General features: G+C 73.3%; 13 protein-coding genes. 8 read left to right on the forward strand and 5 right to left on the reverse strand.

Annotated elements, in window-relative coordinates; all coding sequences use genetic code 11:
• Positions 1-48: 48 nt before the first annotated feature.
• Genes AB0A94_RS04605 through AB0A94_RS04620 form a run of 4 tightly spaced genes read right to left on the reverse strand, consistent with a single transcriptional unit; the run spans position 49 to position 4,208 of the window.
• Complete coding sequence (locus AB0A94_RS04605) at positions 49-1,005, reverse strand: 5-dehydro-4-deoxyglucarate dehydratase (RefSeq protein WP_361739185.1); 957 nt, start codon at positions 1,003-1,005, stop codon at positions 49-51.
• Positions 1,002-1,991, reverse strand: coding sequence for a 2-hydroxyacid dehydrogenase (locus AB0A94_RS04610; RefSeq protein ID WP_361738789.1), 990 nt, complete (start codon positions 1,989-1,991; stop codon positions 1,002-1,004). The genes AB0A94_RS04605 and AB0A94_RS04610 overlap by 4 nt, the downstream gene beginning before the upstream one ends.
• A 7-nt stretch (positions 1,992-1,998) precedes the next feature.
• Positions 1,999-3,273 carry a glucarate dehydratase family protein gene (locus AB0A94_RS04615; protein WP_361738792.1) on the reverse strand — a complete coding sequence of 425 codons (1,275 nt, stop codon included), beginning with the start codon at positions 3,271-3,273 and terminating at the stop codon, positions 1,999-2,001.
• 59 nt (positions 3,274-3,332) lie between these two features.
• Positions 3,333-4,208 (reverse strand): 2-hydroxyacid dehydrogenase, encoded by an 876-nt coding sequence (locus AB0A94_RS04620; RefSeq protein ID WP_361738795.1) that lies wholly within the window; start codon positions 4,206-4,208, stop codon positions 3,333-3,335.
• Positions 4,209-4,628: 420 nt separating this feature from the next.
• On the opposite strand from AB0A94_RS04620, the gene AB0A94_RS04625 reads away from it, so the two are divergent.
• The 8 genes from AB0A94_RS04625 (at position 4,629) to AB0A94_RS04660 (ending at position 14,773) form a co-directional block, all read left to right on the forward strand.
• Positions 4,629-6,221 (forward strand): ABC transporter substrate-binding protein, encoded by a 1,593-nt coding sequence (locus AB0A94_RS04625; protein ID WP_361738798.1) that lies wholly within the window; start codon positions 4,629-4,631, stop codon positions 6,219-6,221.
• 1 nt (position 6,222) lies between these two features.
• Positions 6,223-7,152, forward strand: a complete 930-nt coding sequence (locus tag AB0A94_RS04630) for an ABC transporter permease (RefSeq protein ID WP_361738801.1) — start codon at positions 6,223-6,225, stop codon at positions 7,150-7,152.
• A 14-nt stretch (positions 7,153-7,166) separates the two neighbouring features.
• Entirely contained in the window at positions 7,167-8,144 is a 978-nt protein-coding gene (locus AB0A94_RS04635) for an ABC transporter permease (RefSeq protein WP_361738804.1), read from the forward strand.
• Complete coding sequence (locus AB0A94_RS04640) at positions 8,141-9,151, forward strand: ABC transporter ATP-binding protein (RefSeq protein WP_361738807.1); 1,011 nt, start codon at positions 8,141-8,143, stop codon at positions 9,149-9,151. The genes AB0A94_RS04635 and AB0A94_RS04640 overlap by 4 nt, the downstream gene beginning before the upstream one ends.
• Complete coding sequence (locus AB0A94_RS04645; protein ID WP_361738810.1) at positions 9,144-10,187, forward strand: oligopeptide/dipeptide ABC transporter ATP-binding protein; 1,044 nt, start codon at positions 9,144-9,146, stop codon at positions 10,185-10,187. The genes AB0A94_RS04640 and AB0A94_RS04645 overlap by 8 nt, the downstream gene beginning before the upstream one ends.
• Positions 10,184-10,903: a sulfite exporter TauE/SafE family protein gene (locus tag AB0A94_RS04650; RefSeq protein ID WP_361738813.1), complete on the forward strand. Its 720-nt coding sequence runs from the start codon at positions 10,184-10,186 to the stop codon at positions 10,901-10,903. The genes AB0A94_RS04645 and AB0A94_RS04650 overlap by 4 nt, the downstream gene beginning before the upstream one ends.
• 560 nt (positions 10,904-11,463) lie before the next feature.
• A complete protein-coding gene (locus tag AB0A94_RS04655) occupies positions 11,464-14,550 on the forward strand; it encodes an AAA family ATPase (protein ID WP_361738816.1) in 3,087 nt (1,028 codons plus the stop codon).
• Positions 14,551-14,584: 34 nt separating this feature from the next.
• The gene (locus tag AB0A94_RS04660; RefSeq protein ID WP_361738819.1) at positions 14,585-14,773 is read left to right on the forward strand and encodes a DUF6191 domain-containing protein; all 189 of its coding nucleotides are present in this window, start codon (positions 14,585-14,587) and stop codon (positions 14,771-14,773) included.
• 4 nt (positions 14,774-14,777) lie between these two features.
• Here AB0A94_RS04660 and AB0A94_RS04665 read toward each other — a convergent pair whose 3' ends face one another.
• Positions 14,778-15,983 (reverse strand): PQQ-dependent sugar dehydrogenase, encoded by a 1,206-nt coding sequence (locus AB0A94_RS04665; RefSeq protein ID WP_361738822.1) that lies wholly within the window; start codon positions 15,981-15,983, stop codon positions 14,778-14,780.
• Positions 15,984-15,996: the final 13 nt, after the last annotated feature.

Raw genomic sequence — 15,996 nt, forward strand, 5'->3', positions numbered from 1 at the left:
GTCGTGCCGTGAGGGGTCCCCGGGTGCCCGGGGACCCCTCAGGCGTGTTCAGGAGGCGAGTACGGCGCGCGCCTCGGCGATGATGGCCGCCAGTTCCTCGGTCTCGGACGCGGTGAGGGGCGTCAGCGGCGGGCGGACCGGGCCGGCCTCCAGGCCCTCCAGGGTCACCCCGGCCTTCACCAGCGCCACCGCGTACCCCGGAACCCGCTTGCGCAGCCGGACCAGCGGGTGGAAGAAGGTGCGCTGCAGCGCGTCGATCCGCTTCTGGTCGCCCTCCTCCACCGCGCGGTGGAAGGCGAGGGAGACATCGGGCGCGAAGGCGAAGGCGGCCGACGAGTACAGCTCCACGCCCAGCGCCCGGTACGCGAGCTGGCTCGCCTCGGCCGTGGGCATGCCGTTGAAGAACTGGAACTCCTTGCCGGTCCCGTCGAGCGCCTCCCGCACGGCGGGGACGATCCGGGCGAGCAGATCGAGGTCACCGGTGCCGTCCTTGAAGCCCACGCAGGTGGGAAGCTGGGCGACCGCGGCCGCCGAGCGCTCGTCGAAGCGGGCGTTCGCCCGGTTGTAGACGATCAGCGGCAGGGCGGTCTCCCCGGCCACGTCGCGGGTGTAGGCGACGAGCCCGTCGGCGGGGGCCTCGACCAGGTACGGCGGCATGAGCAGCAGACCGTCCGCACCGGCCCGATCGGCCGCCCGTGCGAGCCGGCGGGCCTGGCCGACGGCGCCGCCTGCCCCGGCGTACACCGGGACGCGTCCGGCCACCGCCTCGACGGCGGTGCGCACGACCGCGTCGTACTCCTCGTGGTCCAGGGCGTGGAACTCGCCGGTGCCGCAGGCGACGAAGACCCCGCCCGGGCCGGCGTCGACCCCGGCCGCGACGTGCCGGCGCAGGGCGTCGAGGTCGACGTCACCGGCCGCGGTGAACGGGGTGACGGGGAAGAACAGAACGCCTTCGAGCATGGGTGTTTTCCTACTCTGGGTGAGGGGCGGGAGCGGTGTGGTCAGTGGTCGGGGGAGGGGGCACCGGCGCGGACCACGTGGGTGAGCGCCTCACCCCGCTCCAGCCGGTCGATGTTCCCGGCGATCTCGGTCGCGCGAGCGGCGAAGGTGTCGGCCGTGTGGCCCGAGTGGTGCGGGGTCATCAGCACGTTCGGCAGGTCGTGGAAGGGCAGCCGGCTCGGCGCGTCGGGCGGTCCCGACCACCACACGTCCAGCGCGGCGCCCGCGATGGTGCCGGAGCGGAGTGCCTCGTGGAGCGCCTCCTCCTGCACCACCGGCCCCCGCGCCACGTTGACCAGCAGGGCCTCGGGGCCCATGGCCCTCAGTTCGGCGGGGCCGATCAGTCCGCGGGTCGCGGGGCTCAGCGGGACGGTGACCACCACGACGTCGGAGTCGGCGAGGAGTTCCGGCAGCCGGTCGTCGCCGCCGATCCAGTCGGGCCGCAGGTCCGCGGGGAACGGGGCCGAGGGGTCACGTCGTACGGCGCGGACGCGCAGGCCGACCGCCTGGCACAGCCGGGCGACCTCGGTGCCGGTCTCGCCGAAGCCGACGATGCCGACCCGGCGGCCCCGCAGCGTGGTCCCGAAGGGCAGTCCGGGATCGACCGCCACGTTGCGCCACCGTCCGGCGCGCAGCGCGCGGTCGGCGCCCAGGACGTCGCGGGAGAGCATCAGTACCGACATGAGCACGTGCTCGGCGATGGAGCGGCCGTGGTGGTGGGTGGTGGCGACGGTCACCGAGGGGTGGAGCGCGTCCAGCGGGATGCCGTCGTAGCCGGCGCCGACGACATGGACGAGCCGCAGCCGCCGCGCGCGCCGGGCGTCCTCGGGGCTCAGCCTCGAGCCGACGTAGACGTCGATGTCGCCGATGGCCTCGGAGAGCCGTGCGGGGGCCAGGTCGAAGGCTTCGAGCCAGTCGTGCTCGCCCCGAGTGGACGCCTTGAGCCGGTCGTGGAAGCGGCTGAGGATGCGGTGGTTGAGCATGATGCGCATCAGCCGCTCACCACCGGGGGGTCTTGGCGGAGAAGGACGGCTCGAAGCGGCGCATGTAGCCGGTGTCGTCGCGGTCGCGCAGTCCGCAGTCGAGGTACTGCCGGTGCAGCCGGGCGAGGGCGTCCCGGTCCAGTTCCACGCCGAGTCCGGGGGCCGTCGGCACGGCGAGCCGGCCCTCGCGGAACCGCAGCGGGGTGGGGTCGACCACGTCCTCGTCGGGCCGCTTCCAGGGCCAGTGCGTGTCACAGGCGTAGGTCAGCCGCGGGGTCGCGGCGGCCAGGTGGGTCATCGCCGCGAGGCTGATGCCGAGGTGCGAGTTGGAGTGCATGGACAGGCCGAGGCCGAAGGTCTCGCAGATCGCGGCGAGCTGTCCGCAGCGCCGCAGACCGCCCCAGAAGTGGTGGTCGGACAGGACGATGTCCACGGCTCCCTGCGCCACCGCCGGGGCGAGGTCGTCGAAGGAGACCACGCACATGTTGGTGGCCAGCGGGGTGGGGGTCTCGCGGGCGACGGCGGCCATGCCCCCGATGCCCTCGGTCGGGTCCTCCAGGTACTGCAGGACGCCGTCCAGCTCCCGGGCGACGTGCAGGGACGTTTCCGTACTCCATGCCGCGTTGGGGTCGAGTCGCAGCGGGAGGTCGGGGAACGCCTTCCGCAGCGCCCTGACCGCCGCGACCTCCTCGTCGGGCGGGAAGACACCGCCCTTGAGCTTGATCGAGGTGAAGCCGTACGTGCCGATCATGCGGCGGGCCTGTTCGACCAGTCCCGCCGGGTCGAGGGCGGGGCCCCAGTCGTCGTCCTCCCGGCCCGGGTGTCCGGCCCACTTGTAGAAGAGGTACGCGCTGTAGGGCACCGAGTCGCGCACCGCTCCGCCCAGCAGGTCGCTGACCGGCCGGCCCACCAGCTTGCCCTGGACGTCCAGGCAGGCGACGTCGAACGGGGACATCACCCGGTCCACGGTGCTGCTGCCCGTGACCATGCCGGACATGCCGTCGCCGCCCGTGGTGTCGGCCCCCAGCGCGCGGGTGGTGCGGGCGGTCAGCTCGTTCAGGCTCCACACGTCCATGCCGGCCAGTTCGTCGGCGGTGCGGCGCAGCCGCTCCAGGTGCACCGTGCCGCCGTAGGTCTCACCGACGCCGCTGACACCCGACTCGGTGGTGATCTCCACGACGGTGCGCAGTGCGTAGGGCTCGTGCACCCCGACCGTGTTCAGCAGGGGGTGGTCCCGGAAGGCCACGGGGGTCACGGTGACGCCGGCGATCCGCTCTGCGGTCCGAACCATGAATGCCATCCTCATATGTAGTCGGCGTTCTCATTTGTAGACAGCCGGATGGGGCGGTGTCAATGGGCGGACTCCGGTACCGGGGTGAGCAGCACCCCCTCGGTCATGAACCGCTCCACGTTGCGCAGCACCAGGTCGCCCATGGCCTCGCGGGTCTCGTGGGTGGCGCTGGCGATGTGGGGGAGCAGGACCACCCGGTCCGAATTCAGGAGCGCCCGCGGCACGTTCGGCTCGTCGGCGAAGACGTCGAGCGCCGCTCCCGCGATCCGTCCCGCCTCCACCGCCGCGACCAGGGCGGATTCGTCGACGACACTGCCCCGCGCGACGTTCACCAGATGGCCCCCGGGGCCGAGCGCCTCCAGCACCGCCGCCGAGACCAGGCCCTCGGTGCCCGCGCCGCCCGCGACGGTGACGACGAGCGCGTCGCACGCCTCGGCCAGCGCCAGGGCGGTCGGCAGGTGGCGGTACGCGACACCGGGCACCGGGACGCGCGAGCAGTACGCCACCTCCACGCCGAACCCCTCGAGCCGTCGCGCCACGGCCCGGCCGATCCGGCCCAGCCCGAGGACGCCGACCCGCTTGCCGCTCACCCGCGAGGCCAGCGGGAAGGGCGCGGTGCTCCAGTGGCCGGCCCGCACGTACCGGTCGGCCTCCGACATCCGGCGCATGACGTCGATCAGCGCGCCGACGGCGAGGTCGGCCACGCAGTCGGTGAGCACGTCCGGGGTGTTGCCGACGTCGATGCCGCGCGCCCGGGCGCGGACCACGTCCGTGGTCTCGTGGCCGACACCGAAGTGCATGATCGCGCGGAGGTTCGGCAGGGCGTCCATCAGGGCGTCGCCGACCCCGAACCGTGAGCTGGTGACGGCGGCGACCACGTCCCCGCCGTGATCGCGCAGGAAGCCGTCCGGATCGGGCAGCTCGTGCAGCCGCACCGTGCGGTGGCGTTCGGCCAGGGCCTGCTCCAGGCGGGGGAGCAGGGGGAGACCTGGAGCAGGGTGGCCGGGCCGGCGGGGACGTCGGGGGTGGTGCCGGGGCTGGACATGGTGTTCTCCTGTCGTCGGCGAGGTTCCGGAATGCTGTGTTCCGCCCGCTGGGGCGGGATCTCGTGGCCGTCGCGACGGGCCGGCGCGGGCGCCCGGCCGGGCCCGGAGGGTCTCGGGACCGGGGGTGGAGGGTCCGGGGGCGGGGGTGGAGCGGGGTGAATCCGTTCCCGCGCACGTCTTGACGCTGCCACGGTGCCGGTTTAGCTTCGGCGTTCACAGATGCGGACCGGGTACGCAAGTGTAGACAGCCTCTCGCAGTCGCCGTACGTGGAACGCGACACACCAGCACTCACCGGAGACAGGCCGACGATGAAGTTCTCCGTTTCCTCCCTCCCGCCCACCGGACGAAGGCGCCGCCGCGCGCCGACGGCGACACTCCTGGCGGGCACGGTGCTGCTGTCCAGCGGCTGCGCCGTGGCGGGCAGCGCCGCCGGTGACGCCGGCCGTGCCGACGGACGCACCCTGCGGGTGGTGCTCACCCAGGAACCACCGACCCTGGAACCCTGCGAGGCGTCGCTGACCGGCACCGGCGTGGTCGTCCGGTCCAACATCACCGAGCCCCTCGTCGAACGCGACCCCGACTCCGGCGAACTGCACCCGCTGCTCGCCACCGGCTGGGAACGGACCGGCGACCGCACCTGGGCCTTCGACACGCGCGAGGGGGTGACCTTCCAGAACGGCGAGCCGTTCACCGCGCGGGACGCCGCCTTCTCCATCGACCGGGCCGTCAACTCCGACCTCGCCTGCAACGTCGAGGGCTATGTCTTCGGCGACGAGGACCTGGAGGTGAAGGCGGAGAGCGACACCCGGCTCACCGTCACCACCGAGCAGCCCGACCCGATCCTGCCGCTGCGCCTGAGCTTCGTGGAGATCGTGCCGCGCACGACGGACGCCGAGGCCAAGGTCCGCGTCCCCGTAGGCACCGGCCCCTACGCCGTCAGCTCCTGGCAGCCCGGAGCGGCCATCGACCTCAGCCGCCACGACGGCTACTGGGGCGAGGCACCCGACTTCCCTCGCGCCCGCTACGTGTGGCGCAGCGACGCCAGTGTCCGCGCCGCCATGATCGACAAGGACGAGGCGGAGATCGCCGTGGCCCTCGACCCCGTCGAGGCGGAGAAGGACACCACGGTCGCCTACCCCAACAACGAGACCACCGCGCTGCGGTTGGACGGCCGCGAGGCGCCGCTCGACGACATCCGGGTACGCCGCGCCGTCGACCTGGCGGTGGACCGGGACGGCATCATCGACGCCCTGCTCGGCGGACTCGCCGAACCGGCCGGCCAGCTGGTCCCGCCCGGAGTGGTGGGACACAGCGAGGAGATCGAACCGGTCCCGCAGAACGTGGCGGAGGCCAAGGCCCTGATCGAGGAGGCCGAGGCCGACGGCGTACCCGTCGGCCGGCAGATCACCCTGGTCGCCCGCAACGGCATGTTCTCCGGGGTGTCGGAGACGGCGGAGGCGCTCCAGTACCAGATGCAGCGGATCGGACTGAACGTCAAGGTCCGGATGGCGGACACCGCCACCCAGCTCCAGTACCAGCTCCGGCCGCTGCCCGAGGACGTCGGCCCCATCGCCCTGCTGATCATGCACGGCAACCAGGCCGGTGACGCGGCCTTCACCACGAGCCAGTACCTGCTGAGCGACGGCCCCCAGTCCACCTTCGGCACCGGGGAACTCGACCGGCGCATCGCCGCCGCCGGCGCGCTCTCCGGCGAGCAGCGGCAGCAGGCCTTCGCCGGCCTGCTCGCGGACCAGAACAGGTCGGTCGTCCAGTACGCCCACCTGGCCCACATGAGCGGACTGCTCGGCCTGTCACCGTCCATCCGGTACGAGCCGAACTCCGCCACCGGCGACGAGATGCGGCTGGCAGAGGTCGGCCCGGCGAAGGCGGGACAGCACTGACATGGTCACCTTTCTGCGCAAACGCATCCTCTCCAGCGCCGTCCCCCTGGTGTGCGTGGTGCTGGGCGTGTTCTTCCTGGCCCGGATGACCGGAAACCCGGTCGACCTCTACCTCCCGCTGAGCGCCACCGCCGAACAGCGCGCGGAGTTCTCCGCCGCACAGGGCTTCGACCTCTCCGTCCCGGCCCAGCTGTGGAACTACCTCGTCGACGCCGCGCACCTGGACTTCGGCACCTCACTGCGGACCGGGCAGTCCGCCACCGAGATGGTGCTGGACGCCTTCCCCGTCACCCTCCAGCTCGCCGGCGTCACCATGCTCCTGGCGATCACCGGGGCGGTGCTGATCGGCAGCCTGGCCGCCTACCGGCCCAACTCCCTGGTCGACCGGATCGCCAGCCTGCTGTCGATGACGGCCGCCAGCATCCCCGACTTCTGGTTCGCCGTCATGGGCGTCCTCGTCTTCGGCGTGAGCCTCGCCTGGCTGCCCACCTCGGGCACCCTGGGCGGACCCGAGGTCTGGGTGCTGCCCGTCGCGACCCTGCTCATCCGCCCGTTCGGCGTGCTCGTCCAGGTGGTGCGCGGCAGCATGGTCTCCGCGCTCTCCGCGCCCTACGTCAAGATCGCCCGCAGCAAGGGCGCCACGCCCCAGCGGGTGATCTTCGGCCACGCCCTGCGCAACGCCGTGACGCCGGTGCTGACCGTCGCCGGTGACCTGACGGTGGGCCTGGTCAACGGCGCCGTCATCGTGGAGACGATCTTCGGCTGGCCCGGCATCGGCAAACTCATGATCGACTCCATCCTCCAGCGCGACTTCGCGGTCCTCCAGGCGGCCGTCCTGCTGACCGCCGTGACGATCTTCGCGCTGAACATCCTCGTCGACGTCTGCCACGCGCTGACCGACCGCCGAGTACGTCAGGCGGTGCCGGCGTGAGCGAAGGAGGCATCATGACCGAAGAAGAGACCGCGGCCGCGGACGGCCGTGCGGACGCCCCCGAGTCCGCCCCCGCCCGGAAGAGCCCGCCGCGCTGGTGGCGGCTGCTCGGCCGGGACCGCGCCGCCGCCGTCGCAGCCGTCGTCCTCGCCGTGGTCGTCCTGGTCGCCCTCTTCGGCCGGCTGTTCATCGGCGACCGCGCACAACGCCAGGACCTGGACGCCTCCCTGCGGGCGCCCTCCCTGAGCGACGGCTTCTACGGACTGCTCGGCACCGACGTCCTCGGCCGCAGCGTGCTGGCCCGGCTGATCGACGCGGCCGCGACGACCCTGTCCGTGGCCGTCCCCGCGGTGCTCTGCTCCCTGGTGATCGGATCGGCGATCGGCCTGTGGGCCGGCTACCACGGGGGCCGCCGGGAAAGCGTGGCGATGCGCGTCGCCGACGTCATCCTCAGCTTCCCCTCCCTGCTCATCGCGGTCGTCGTGCTGTACGTCTTCTCGCCCTCCGCGCTCAACATCGTGCTGATCCTCGCCGTGGCCCGCATCCCCGTATATCTGCGCACCTCCCGCGCGGAGGCGGCCGAGCTGAGGAGCCGTCTGTTCGTCGACGCGGCCCGCACCTTCGGCACCCCCGGCCGGCACATCATCCACCGGCACATCCTGCCGATCGCCCTGCCGACGCTGCTGACGGTCGCCACCCTCGACTTCTGTTTCGTGATGCTCACCGAGTCCTCGCTGAGCTTCCTCGGCATCGGCATCCAGCCCCCGGACGTCAGCTGGGGCCTGATGGTCGCCCAGGGCCGGCAGTACCTCCAGACCGCCTGGTGGATCACCGTGCTGCCCGGGCTGGCCATCGTGCTCACCACCGTGTCCGCCACGGTGCTCGCCGCCTGGGCCCGCATCGCCACCGACCCCGCCCAGCGCTGGCGTCTGACGCTGCCCCGCAAGCGCCGCGGAGCCTCCGCCGCCGTTCCCCCGGAGATGATCCCGTGACGACCGCATCCGCATCCGCCCCGTCCGCCCCCGGCCCCGCCCTCGACGTCGAAGGGCTGTGCGTGGACCTGAGCACGGCCTCCGGGACGGTACGCGCCGTCGACGGCGTCAGCTTCAGCGTCCACCGCGGCCGCACCCTGGCCCTCCTCGGCGAGTCCGGCTGCGGCAAGTCGATGACCGCGCTGTCGGTCGTGGGCCTGCTCGACCCCGCGGCCGAGGTGACCGGAGGCGCCGTACGGGTCAGGGGCGAGGACACCCTGCGGATGAGCCCGGCCGAGCGCCGCAGACTGGCAGGACCCGTCCTGTCCATCGTCTTCCAGGACGCCCTGACCGCCCTCAACCCGGTGCAGCCGGTGGGCCGGCAGATCGGCGAGCCGTTCCGCATCCACCGCGGACTCTCCCGGCGCGAGGCCCGGGAGAAGGCGATCGAGCTGATGACCCGCGTCGGCATCCCCGAACCGAGGCAGCGGGCCAAGTCCTACCCGCACCAGTTCTCCGGCGGCATGCGCCAGCGGCTGCTGATCGCGATGGCCGTCGCCCTCGACCCCGACGTGCTCATCGCCGACGAGCCGACCACCGCCCTCGACGTCACCGTGCAGGCCCAGATCATGCGGCTGCTGCGGGACCTCCAGGACGAGCGGGACATGGCCGTCGTCCTGATCACCCACGACCTCGCCGTGGTCGCCCAACGCGCCGACGACGTCGTCGTGATGTACGCCGGAACGGTCGTGGAACAGGGCACGGTGCGCGACGTCTTCTCCGCACCCCGCCACCCCTACACCCGCGGACTGCTCGACTCCGTCCCCGAGGACGCCGAACGCGGACAGCCGCTGCCCGCCGTCCCCGGCAGCCCGCCCGAGCTGAGCGCGGTGCCGTCCGGCTGTGTCTTCCAGGCCCGCTGCCCGCTGGTGCGGGAGCGCTGCGTACGGGAACGGCCGTCCCTGCGCGCCACCGGCGACGGACGGTCGGCCGCCTGTCACTTCTCCGAGGAGCTCGACCGTGACTGAGTCCCGCACCACCACCGAGACCGCCGGGCCCCGGGCCGACGGACACCCGCCGCTGCTGGAGGTCCGCGGTGTCACCAAGAGCTTCGGCAGCGGCCGCCGCCGGCTGACCGCCCTGGACGGGGTGGACCTGCGGCTCGGCCGGGGAGAGACCCTCGGGCTCGTCGGCGAGTCCGGCTGCGGCAAGTCCACCCTCGCCCGGGTGCTGCTCGGGCTGGAACGCCCCGACGCGGGCACGGTGCGGTACGACGGAGTCGACCCGTTCGCCCTGCGCGGCAAGGAACTGCTCAACTGGCGGCGCCGCGTCCAGATGGTCTTCCAGGACCCCTTCGCCTCGCTCAACGCCCGCATGTCGGCCGCCGATCTGATCGGTGAGCCCTGGCGCACCCACAAGGACGTCGTCCCGGACGCGAAGGCGCGCGAGAAGCGGATCCGCGAACTGCTCTCCCTGGTCGGGCTCCGGGACAGCGACGCCCACCGCTACCCCAACGAGTTCTCCGGCGGGCAGCGCCAGCGCATCGGCATCGCCCGCGCGCTGGCCCTGGACCCCGACCTCATCGTGTGCGACGAACCGGTCTCCGCCCTGGACCTGTCGGTACAGGCCCAGGTCCTCAACGTGCTCTCCGAACTCCAGTCCCGGCTCGGCGTCGCGTACGTGTTCATCTCCCACGACCTGTCCGTGGTGCGGTACATCTCCGACCGGGTGACGGTGATGTACCTGGGCAAGGTCGTCGAACACGGCGGGACCGAGGACGTCTTCGACCGTCCCCGGCACCCCTACACCGCCGCGCTGATGTCGGCCGCCCCGGTCCTGGACGCCACCCGAGCCGCCCACGACCAGGAGATCCGGCTCAAGGGCGAGATCCCCTCGCCCTTCGACATCCCCTCCGGCTGCCGCTTCCGCACCCGCTGCTGGCGCGCGGAGGACACGTGCGCCACCGAGGTGCCCCCGCTCGTCGTCCGGAAGGCCGAGGGCGACGGCGACGACCACACCGCCCTGTGCCACTTCCCCCTGGAGGCGCGGCCCGCGTGGGCATGACCGGCACGGAGTTCGCCCTGCTCTCCCTCACGGTCGGCGTCGGCGCGGTGCTCCAGGTGTCCGTCGGCTTCGGCCTGGGCATGATCGCCGCGCCGGTGTTCTCCCTGGTCGACCCCACCTTGGCACCACCGGTCGTGCTGCTGCTCGCCGCCGGGGTGACGGCGGCGGTGCTGGCGCGGGAACGGGACGCGGCGGACCTGCGCGGCTGCGGCTGGGCCCTCGTCGGACGGGTACCGGGCGCGGCCGCGGGCGCGCTGCTCGTGGTGGTGCTGCCGGCGAAGCACCTCGCACTGCTCATCGCCGGGGTGGTGCTCACCGGCGTCGCGGTGAGCGCGGCGGGGTACGCACCCCGGGCGCGGCGCTCCTCGGTGTTCCTGGCCGGGATGGCGTCGGGGCTGATGGGCACGGCGACCTCCATCGGGGGCCCGCCGATGGCGATGGTGTGGCAGCGGCTGAGCGGGCCGCGGCTGCGGGCCACGATGAGCGCGTTCTTCCTGGCCGGCTCGCTGATGAGCCTGGTCGCGCTGGCGGCGGCGGGGGCGGTCGGGGCACACACCCTGCAGCACACGGTGCTGCTCGCGCCGGCGGCGGTCGCCGGCGTGCTGCTCGCCGGTCCGCTGACCCGGCGGCTGAACGCGCGGCACACGCGTACGGCGGCCATGGCGCTCGCGGTCGCCGGTGCGGCGGGGCTGGTGGCGCAGCAACTGAGGCCTTAGGAGACCCAAGTACCTTCTAAGGCCCCGACCCGGCCGGAAGATACGGAACCCTCCCGATGTGGCGGGCCCGCCTCGGAGACGAAGGTGGAGGCATCGCGGAAAGCGATGACCGACACCGACTCCTCCGGAGGACCCCACCATGTTCGAGTACGCACTCCACCAGCTCCGTCACGACGACCTCCTCCGCCGCGCGGAGCACGAGCGCCAGGTTCGGCAGGCCCTCCGCCTCCGCCGCACCGCCGCCCCCCGAAACACCGAGGCGGAAAGCCATCCCCGCCGCCACTGGTTCGCCCGAGCCGCGTAACCGCGGGGCGGCGACCGCACGGGGGTCGGCCGCCGCCCTCGTCCTCCGCGGGCAGCCGCATGCCGCTGCTCCCGCCGCTCCCGCGGGCAGTCGTGCCGCTGGGGCGGCACGGGTGGGCGCGACGGCACCCCGCGAGCGCCGGGCCGCGCAACCACCCCCCGCCCAGCCCTCACACCGGGCACCGCCCAAGCGCCGGTCCGCAGGACCACTCCCGCGCACCTGGAAAACCGGTGACCCGTTGCCGGAAGGGCATGACATGCTCAGGACCGTGGAGACCAAGTCCGTCAGTCCCGTGTTCGTGGGCCGCAGCACCGAACTCGACACACTGAACACCGCCCTCACCCGCGCCGCCGCCGAGCCCCAGGCACTGCTCATCGGAGGCGAGGCCGGCGTCGGGAAGACCCGCCTCGTCGAGGAGTTCGCCGCCACGGCCCGCCGCCGCGGCGCGATCATCGCCCTCGGCGGCTGCGTCGAGATCGGCGCCGACGGACTTCCCTTCGCCCCCTTCTCCACCGCCCTGCGCCAACTCCGCCGCGAACTGCCCGACCAGCTCGCCGCCGCCGCCTCCGGACAGGAGGAGGAACTCGCCCGCCTGCTCCCCGAGATCGGCACCGCCGCCGCCCGCGGGGCCCGCCGCGACGAACAGGGCGTGGCCCGCCTCTTCGAACTCACCGCCCGGCTGCTGGAGCGCGTCGCCGCCGACCACACCGTCGTCCTCGCCCTGGAGGACCTGCACTGGGCCGACGCCTCCACCCGCCACCTGCTCGCCTACCTGTTCCGCACCCTGCACACCGGCCGCCTCGTCGTCCTCGCCACCTACCGCTCCGACGACATCCACCGCCGCCACCCCCTGCGCCCCCTCCTCGCCGAACTCGACCGGCTCCGCACGGTCCAGCGCGTCGAACTCGGCCGCTTCAACCGCGAGGAGGTGCACCGGCAGATCGCCGGCATCCTCGCCCGCGAACCCGACCCCGACCGCGTCGACGACATCTTCGAACGCTCCGACGGCAACGCCTTCTTCGTCGAGGAACTCGCCGTCGCCGCCGACGAGGGCTGCTGCACCGGCCTCACCGACTCCCTGCGCGACCTGCTCCTGGTCCGCGTCGAGGGACTGCCGGAGAGCGCCCAGCGGGTCGCCCGGATCGTCGCCGAGGGCGGCTCCACCGTCGAGGACCGACTGCTCGCCGCGGTCGCCCGGCTCACCGAGGACGACCTCATCGAGGCCCTGCGGGCCGGTGTCAACGCGAGCATCCTCGCCCCCGCACCCGACCGCGACGGCTACCGCTTCCGCCACTCCCTGGTCCGCGAGGCCGTCAGCGACGACCTGCTGCCCGGCGAACGCTCCCGCCTCAACCGCCGCTACGCCGAGGCCCTGGAGGCCGACCCCACCCTCGTCCCCGCCGACGAGCGGGTGACCCGCCTGGCCAGCTACTGGTACCACGCCCACGACGCGGCCAAGGCCCTGCCCGCCGTCCTCGACGCCTCCGTCGAGGCCCGCCGGCGCCACGCCTACTCCGAGCAACTGGGCCTGCTGGAACGGGCGATGGAGCTGTGGGACACCGTCCCCGACACCGTACGGGCCACCCTGCGCCCCCTCGACTACGCCGAGGTCTACCCTCCCCCACTGCCTGAAGGGCGTGGGGTGACCCCCAGCGGCTGCGACCCCGGGACGACGCCGCTGCGCTACCTCGACCTGATGGCGGAGGCCGCCGTCGCCGGCCGCCTCTGCGGGGAACGCGAACGCTCGATGAAGATCACCAAGCGGGCGCTGCGCCTCCTCGACGAGGACCCCGATCCCCTGCGCGCCGCCTGGTTCTGGGTGCAGCGCTCCCGGCTCACCCAGGCCCTCGCCCGCGGCGACGGCTGGGCCGAACTCGGCACCGCACAGGACCTGGTGCGCGGACTGCCCCCCTCCGAGGTGCACGCCGAGGTCCTCGCCTCCGCGGCCAGCTGGTCGATGCTGCACGAACCCGGCCCGGAGGCCATGGCCGCCGCCGAACGCGCCGTCGAGTACGCCCGTATGGTCGGCGCCCACGACATCGAGCTCAACGCCCGGCTCACCCTCGGCGGCCTCATGGTCGACGCCGGTGACATCGAGTCCGGGCTCGCCGAGATGTACGAGGTCAAGGACCGGGCGACCGAACTGGGCGTGGACATGGTGGTGGCCCGCGCCCATGTCAACCTCCCGTCCGTCCTCGAAGGCGTCGGCCGCTCCCAGGAGGCCGCGGACCTCCTCCAGGAGGGTGTCCACGTCACCCGCAGGCTCGGGCTGCTGGACTCCGAGAGCTGGGTGTGGGGCAACCTCGCCGAGTCCCTCCACTCCCTCGGCCGCTGGGACGAGGCGGCCCGCGCCGCGGCCGACGCCCGGCGTCTCGAACAGAGCGCCAAGCAGCGTGCCGGGGGCTCGATGCGCCTGGCGTATCTCGCGTACGACCGGGGGGACACGGCCACGGCGGCCCGCCGGCTCGCCGACGCCCGCACCGTCTTCGGCACCCACGACCCGATGCCGCAGTACGCCCTTCCCATGAAGCGGGTCGCCATCGGCATCGCCGCCGCCGAGGGCCGCCTGGCCGACGTCCGCGCCGAACTGCTCGCCGTGCTCGACGCCGGCCTCCCGCCCGGCACCCAGCGCTACGGCTGGCCCCTGCTGCTCGCCGCCACGACCGCCGAGGCGGACGCCCACGGTGACCCGGCGGCCGAGCCGGGCCGCCCGGAGATCCTGGAACGGATCCGCGGGGCGGCCAAGAACCTGGCGACCGGAGTGCCCGTGTGGCAGGCCTACGACCAGTGGCTGCGTGCCGAGTTGCTGCGCGCCGAGGCCAGGTTCGAACCGGACGAGTGGTCCGCGGCCGTCGAGGCGGTGGAGCCACTGGGGCGGCCCTACGACCTCGCACGCGTCCGGCTCCGGCTCGCCGAGGCGCTGCTCGCCACCGGAGCGGGCGACGACGAGCGGGCCCGCGCCACGGAACTGCTGCGGCTGGTCGACGCCGTCGCCGGCCACCTCGGCGCCGCACCGCTGGCCCGCTCCGCCGCCCTGCTGGCGCAGCGCGCACGCCTCGCGCTGACCCCCGCCGTCCGGGACGCGGCTCCCGGGCCGGCCGATCCGGCCGAGGCGCTCGGACTCACCAGCCGGGAGCGCGACGTGCTGCGCCTGGTGGCCGCCGGCCACACCAACCGCCGTATCGCCGGGGAACTGTTCATCTCCCCGAAGACGGCCAGCGTCCACGTCTCCAACATCCTCGCCAAGCTGGGCGTCTCCGGACGGGGTGAGGCGGCGGCGGTGGCGCACCGGCTCGGTCTGTTCGCGGCGGAGACGGATGAGCGGCTGGTGGCGGGACAATAGGTGTACGACCCAGTCGTCCTTGGGAAGGGGAGCGGTGTTCAACGCCTTCGAGGAACTGTTCGCCCCTGGCCGTAAACACACCCGCGACGAGCAGAACCGCCTGGAACTGACCCGGGAGGACGTCGGTGACGCCGACCCCGGACGCGGACCGATAGACCTCGCCTCCGGAAAGGTCACCGTGCGCCGGCCGACGGCGCCGGAGGAGGAGCCCGAGGCGGACTGAACGACTAGCTCACCTCCAGCTCCAGGATCCGGTCGTCCCCCTCCTTCGGGTTGCCGTGCCCGTCCGTGTTGCTGGTGACCAGCCACAGCTTGTTGCCGCCCGCCGCCGCCACCGTGCGCAGCCGGCCGTACTCGCCCTCCAGGAACGCCTGCGGGGCCGCCGACGCCTCCGTGCCCTTCAGCGGGATGCGCCACAGCCGCTCGCCGCGCAGGCCCGCCATCCAGACCGAGCCCTCGGCGTGCGCGATGCCGCTGGGGGAGGCCTCGTCGGTGCTCCACTGGTCGACCGGGTCGTGGAAGCCGCCGTCGTCCGACTCGCCCTCCGCCTCCGGCCAGCCGTAGTTGTCGCCCGGCCTGATCGCGTTCAGCTCGTCCCAGGTGTTCTGGCCGAACTCCGCGGCGAACAGCCGCTGCTTGCCGTCCCACGCCAGGCCCTGCACATTGCGGTGGCCGTACGAGTACACCGCGGAGTCGGGGAACGGATTGCCCGGGGCCGGCTCGCCCTCCGGGGTCAGCCGCAGGATCTTGCCGCCCAGGGACTCCTTGTCCTGGGACAGACCCGTGTCACCGCTCTCGCCCGTGCCCGCGTACAGCATCCTGTCCGGGCCGAAGGCGATCCGCCCGCCGTTGTGGACCTCGCCCTTGGGGATGCCCCGGAAGACGGTGTCCGGCGCTCCCAGCTGCTCACCGGCCGGTTTCCCCTCGTCGTAGATCATGCGGACGATGCGGTTGTCGGAGGCCGAGGTGAAGTACGCGTAGATCATGCGGTCCGAGGCGTACGCGGGGGAGAGGGCGATGCCGAGCAGGCCGCCCTCGCCGGACGGCGACACCCCGGGCACCTCGCCCAGCTCGGTCTTCTCACCGGTCTTCCCGTCGACCCGGGTGATCGTCGCCTCGTCCCGGGAGGAGACCAGCAGGTCGCCGTCGGCCAGCGGGGCCAGGCCCCAGGGGGAGCTCAGGCCCGTGGTCACCGTGCGGACCACCTTCACCGAGCCCTTCGCGGGCGGTGTCTCCTCCGCGCTCCCCTCCGGCGACGAGGACGGCGACGTCGCCGTACCGGTCGGGGAGGCGCTGCCGTCTCCGCCCGGCGGTCCTCCGTCGTCGGAGGAGCAGCCGGCGGTCAGCAGGAGCGCAGCGGCGGCCAGTACGGCCGTCACGGCTCGTCGTTGCACGATCTCGTCCCTTCGACGCGGCGGGGTCCTACCTGTCATACACCGCTCGTGC

Source organism: Streptomyces sp. NPDC044984 (assembly GCF_040646935.1).
GTDB lineage: Bacteria > Actinomycetota > Actinomycetes > Streptomycetales > Streptomycetaceae > Streptomyces.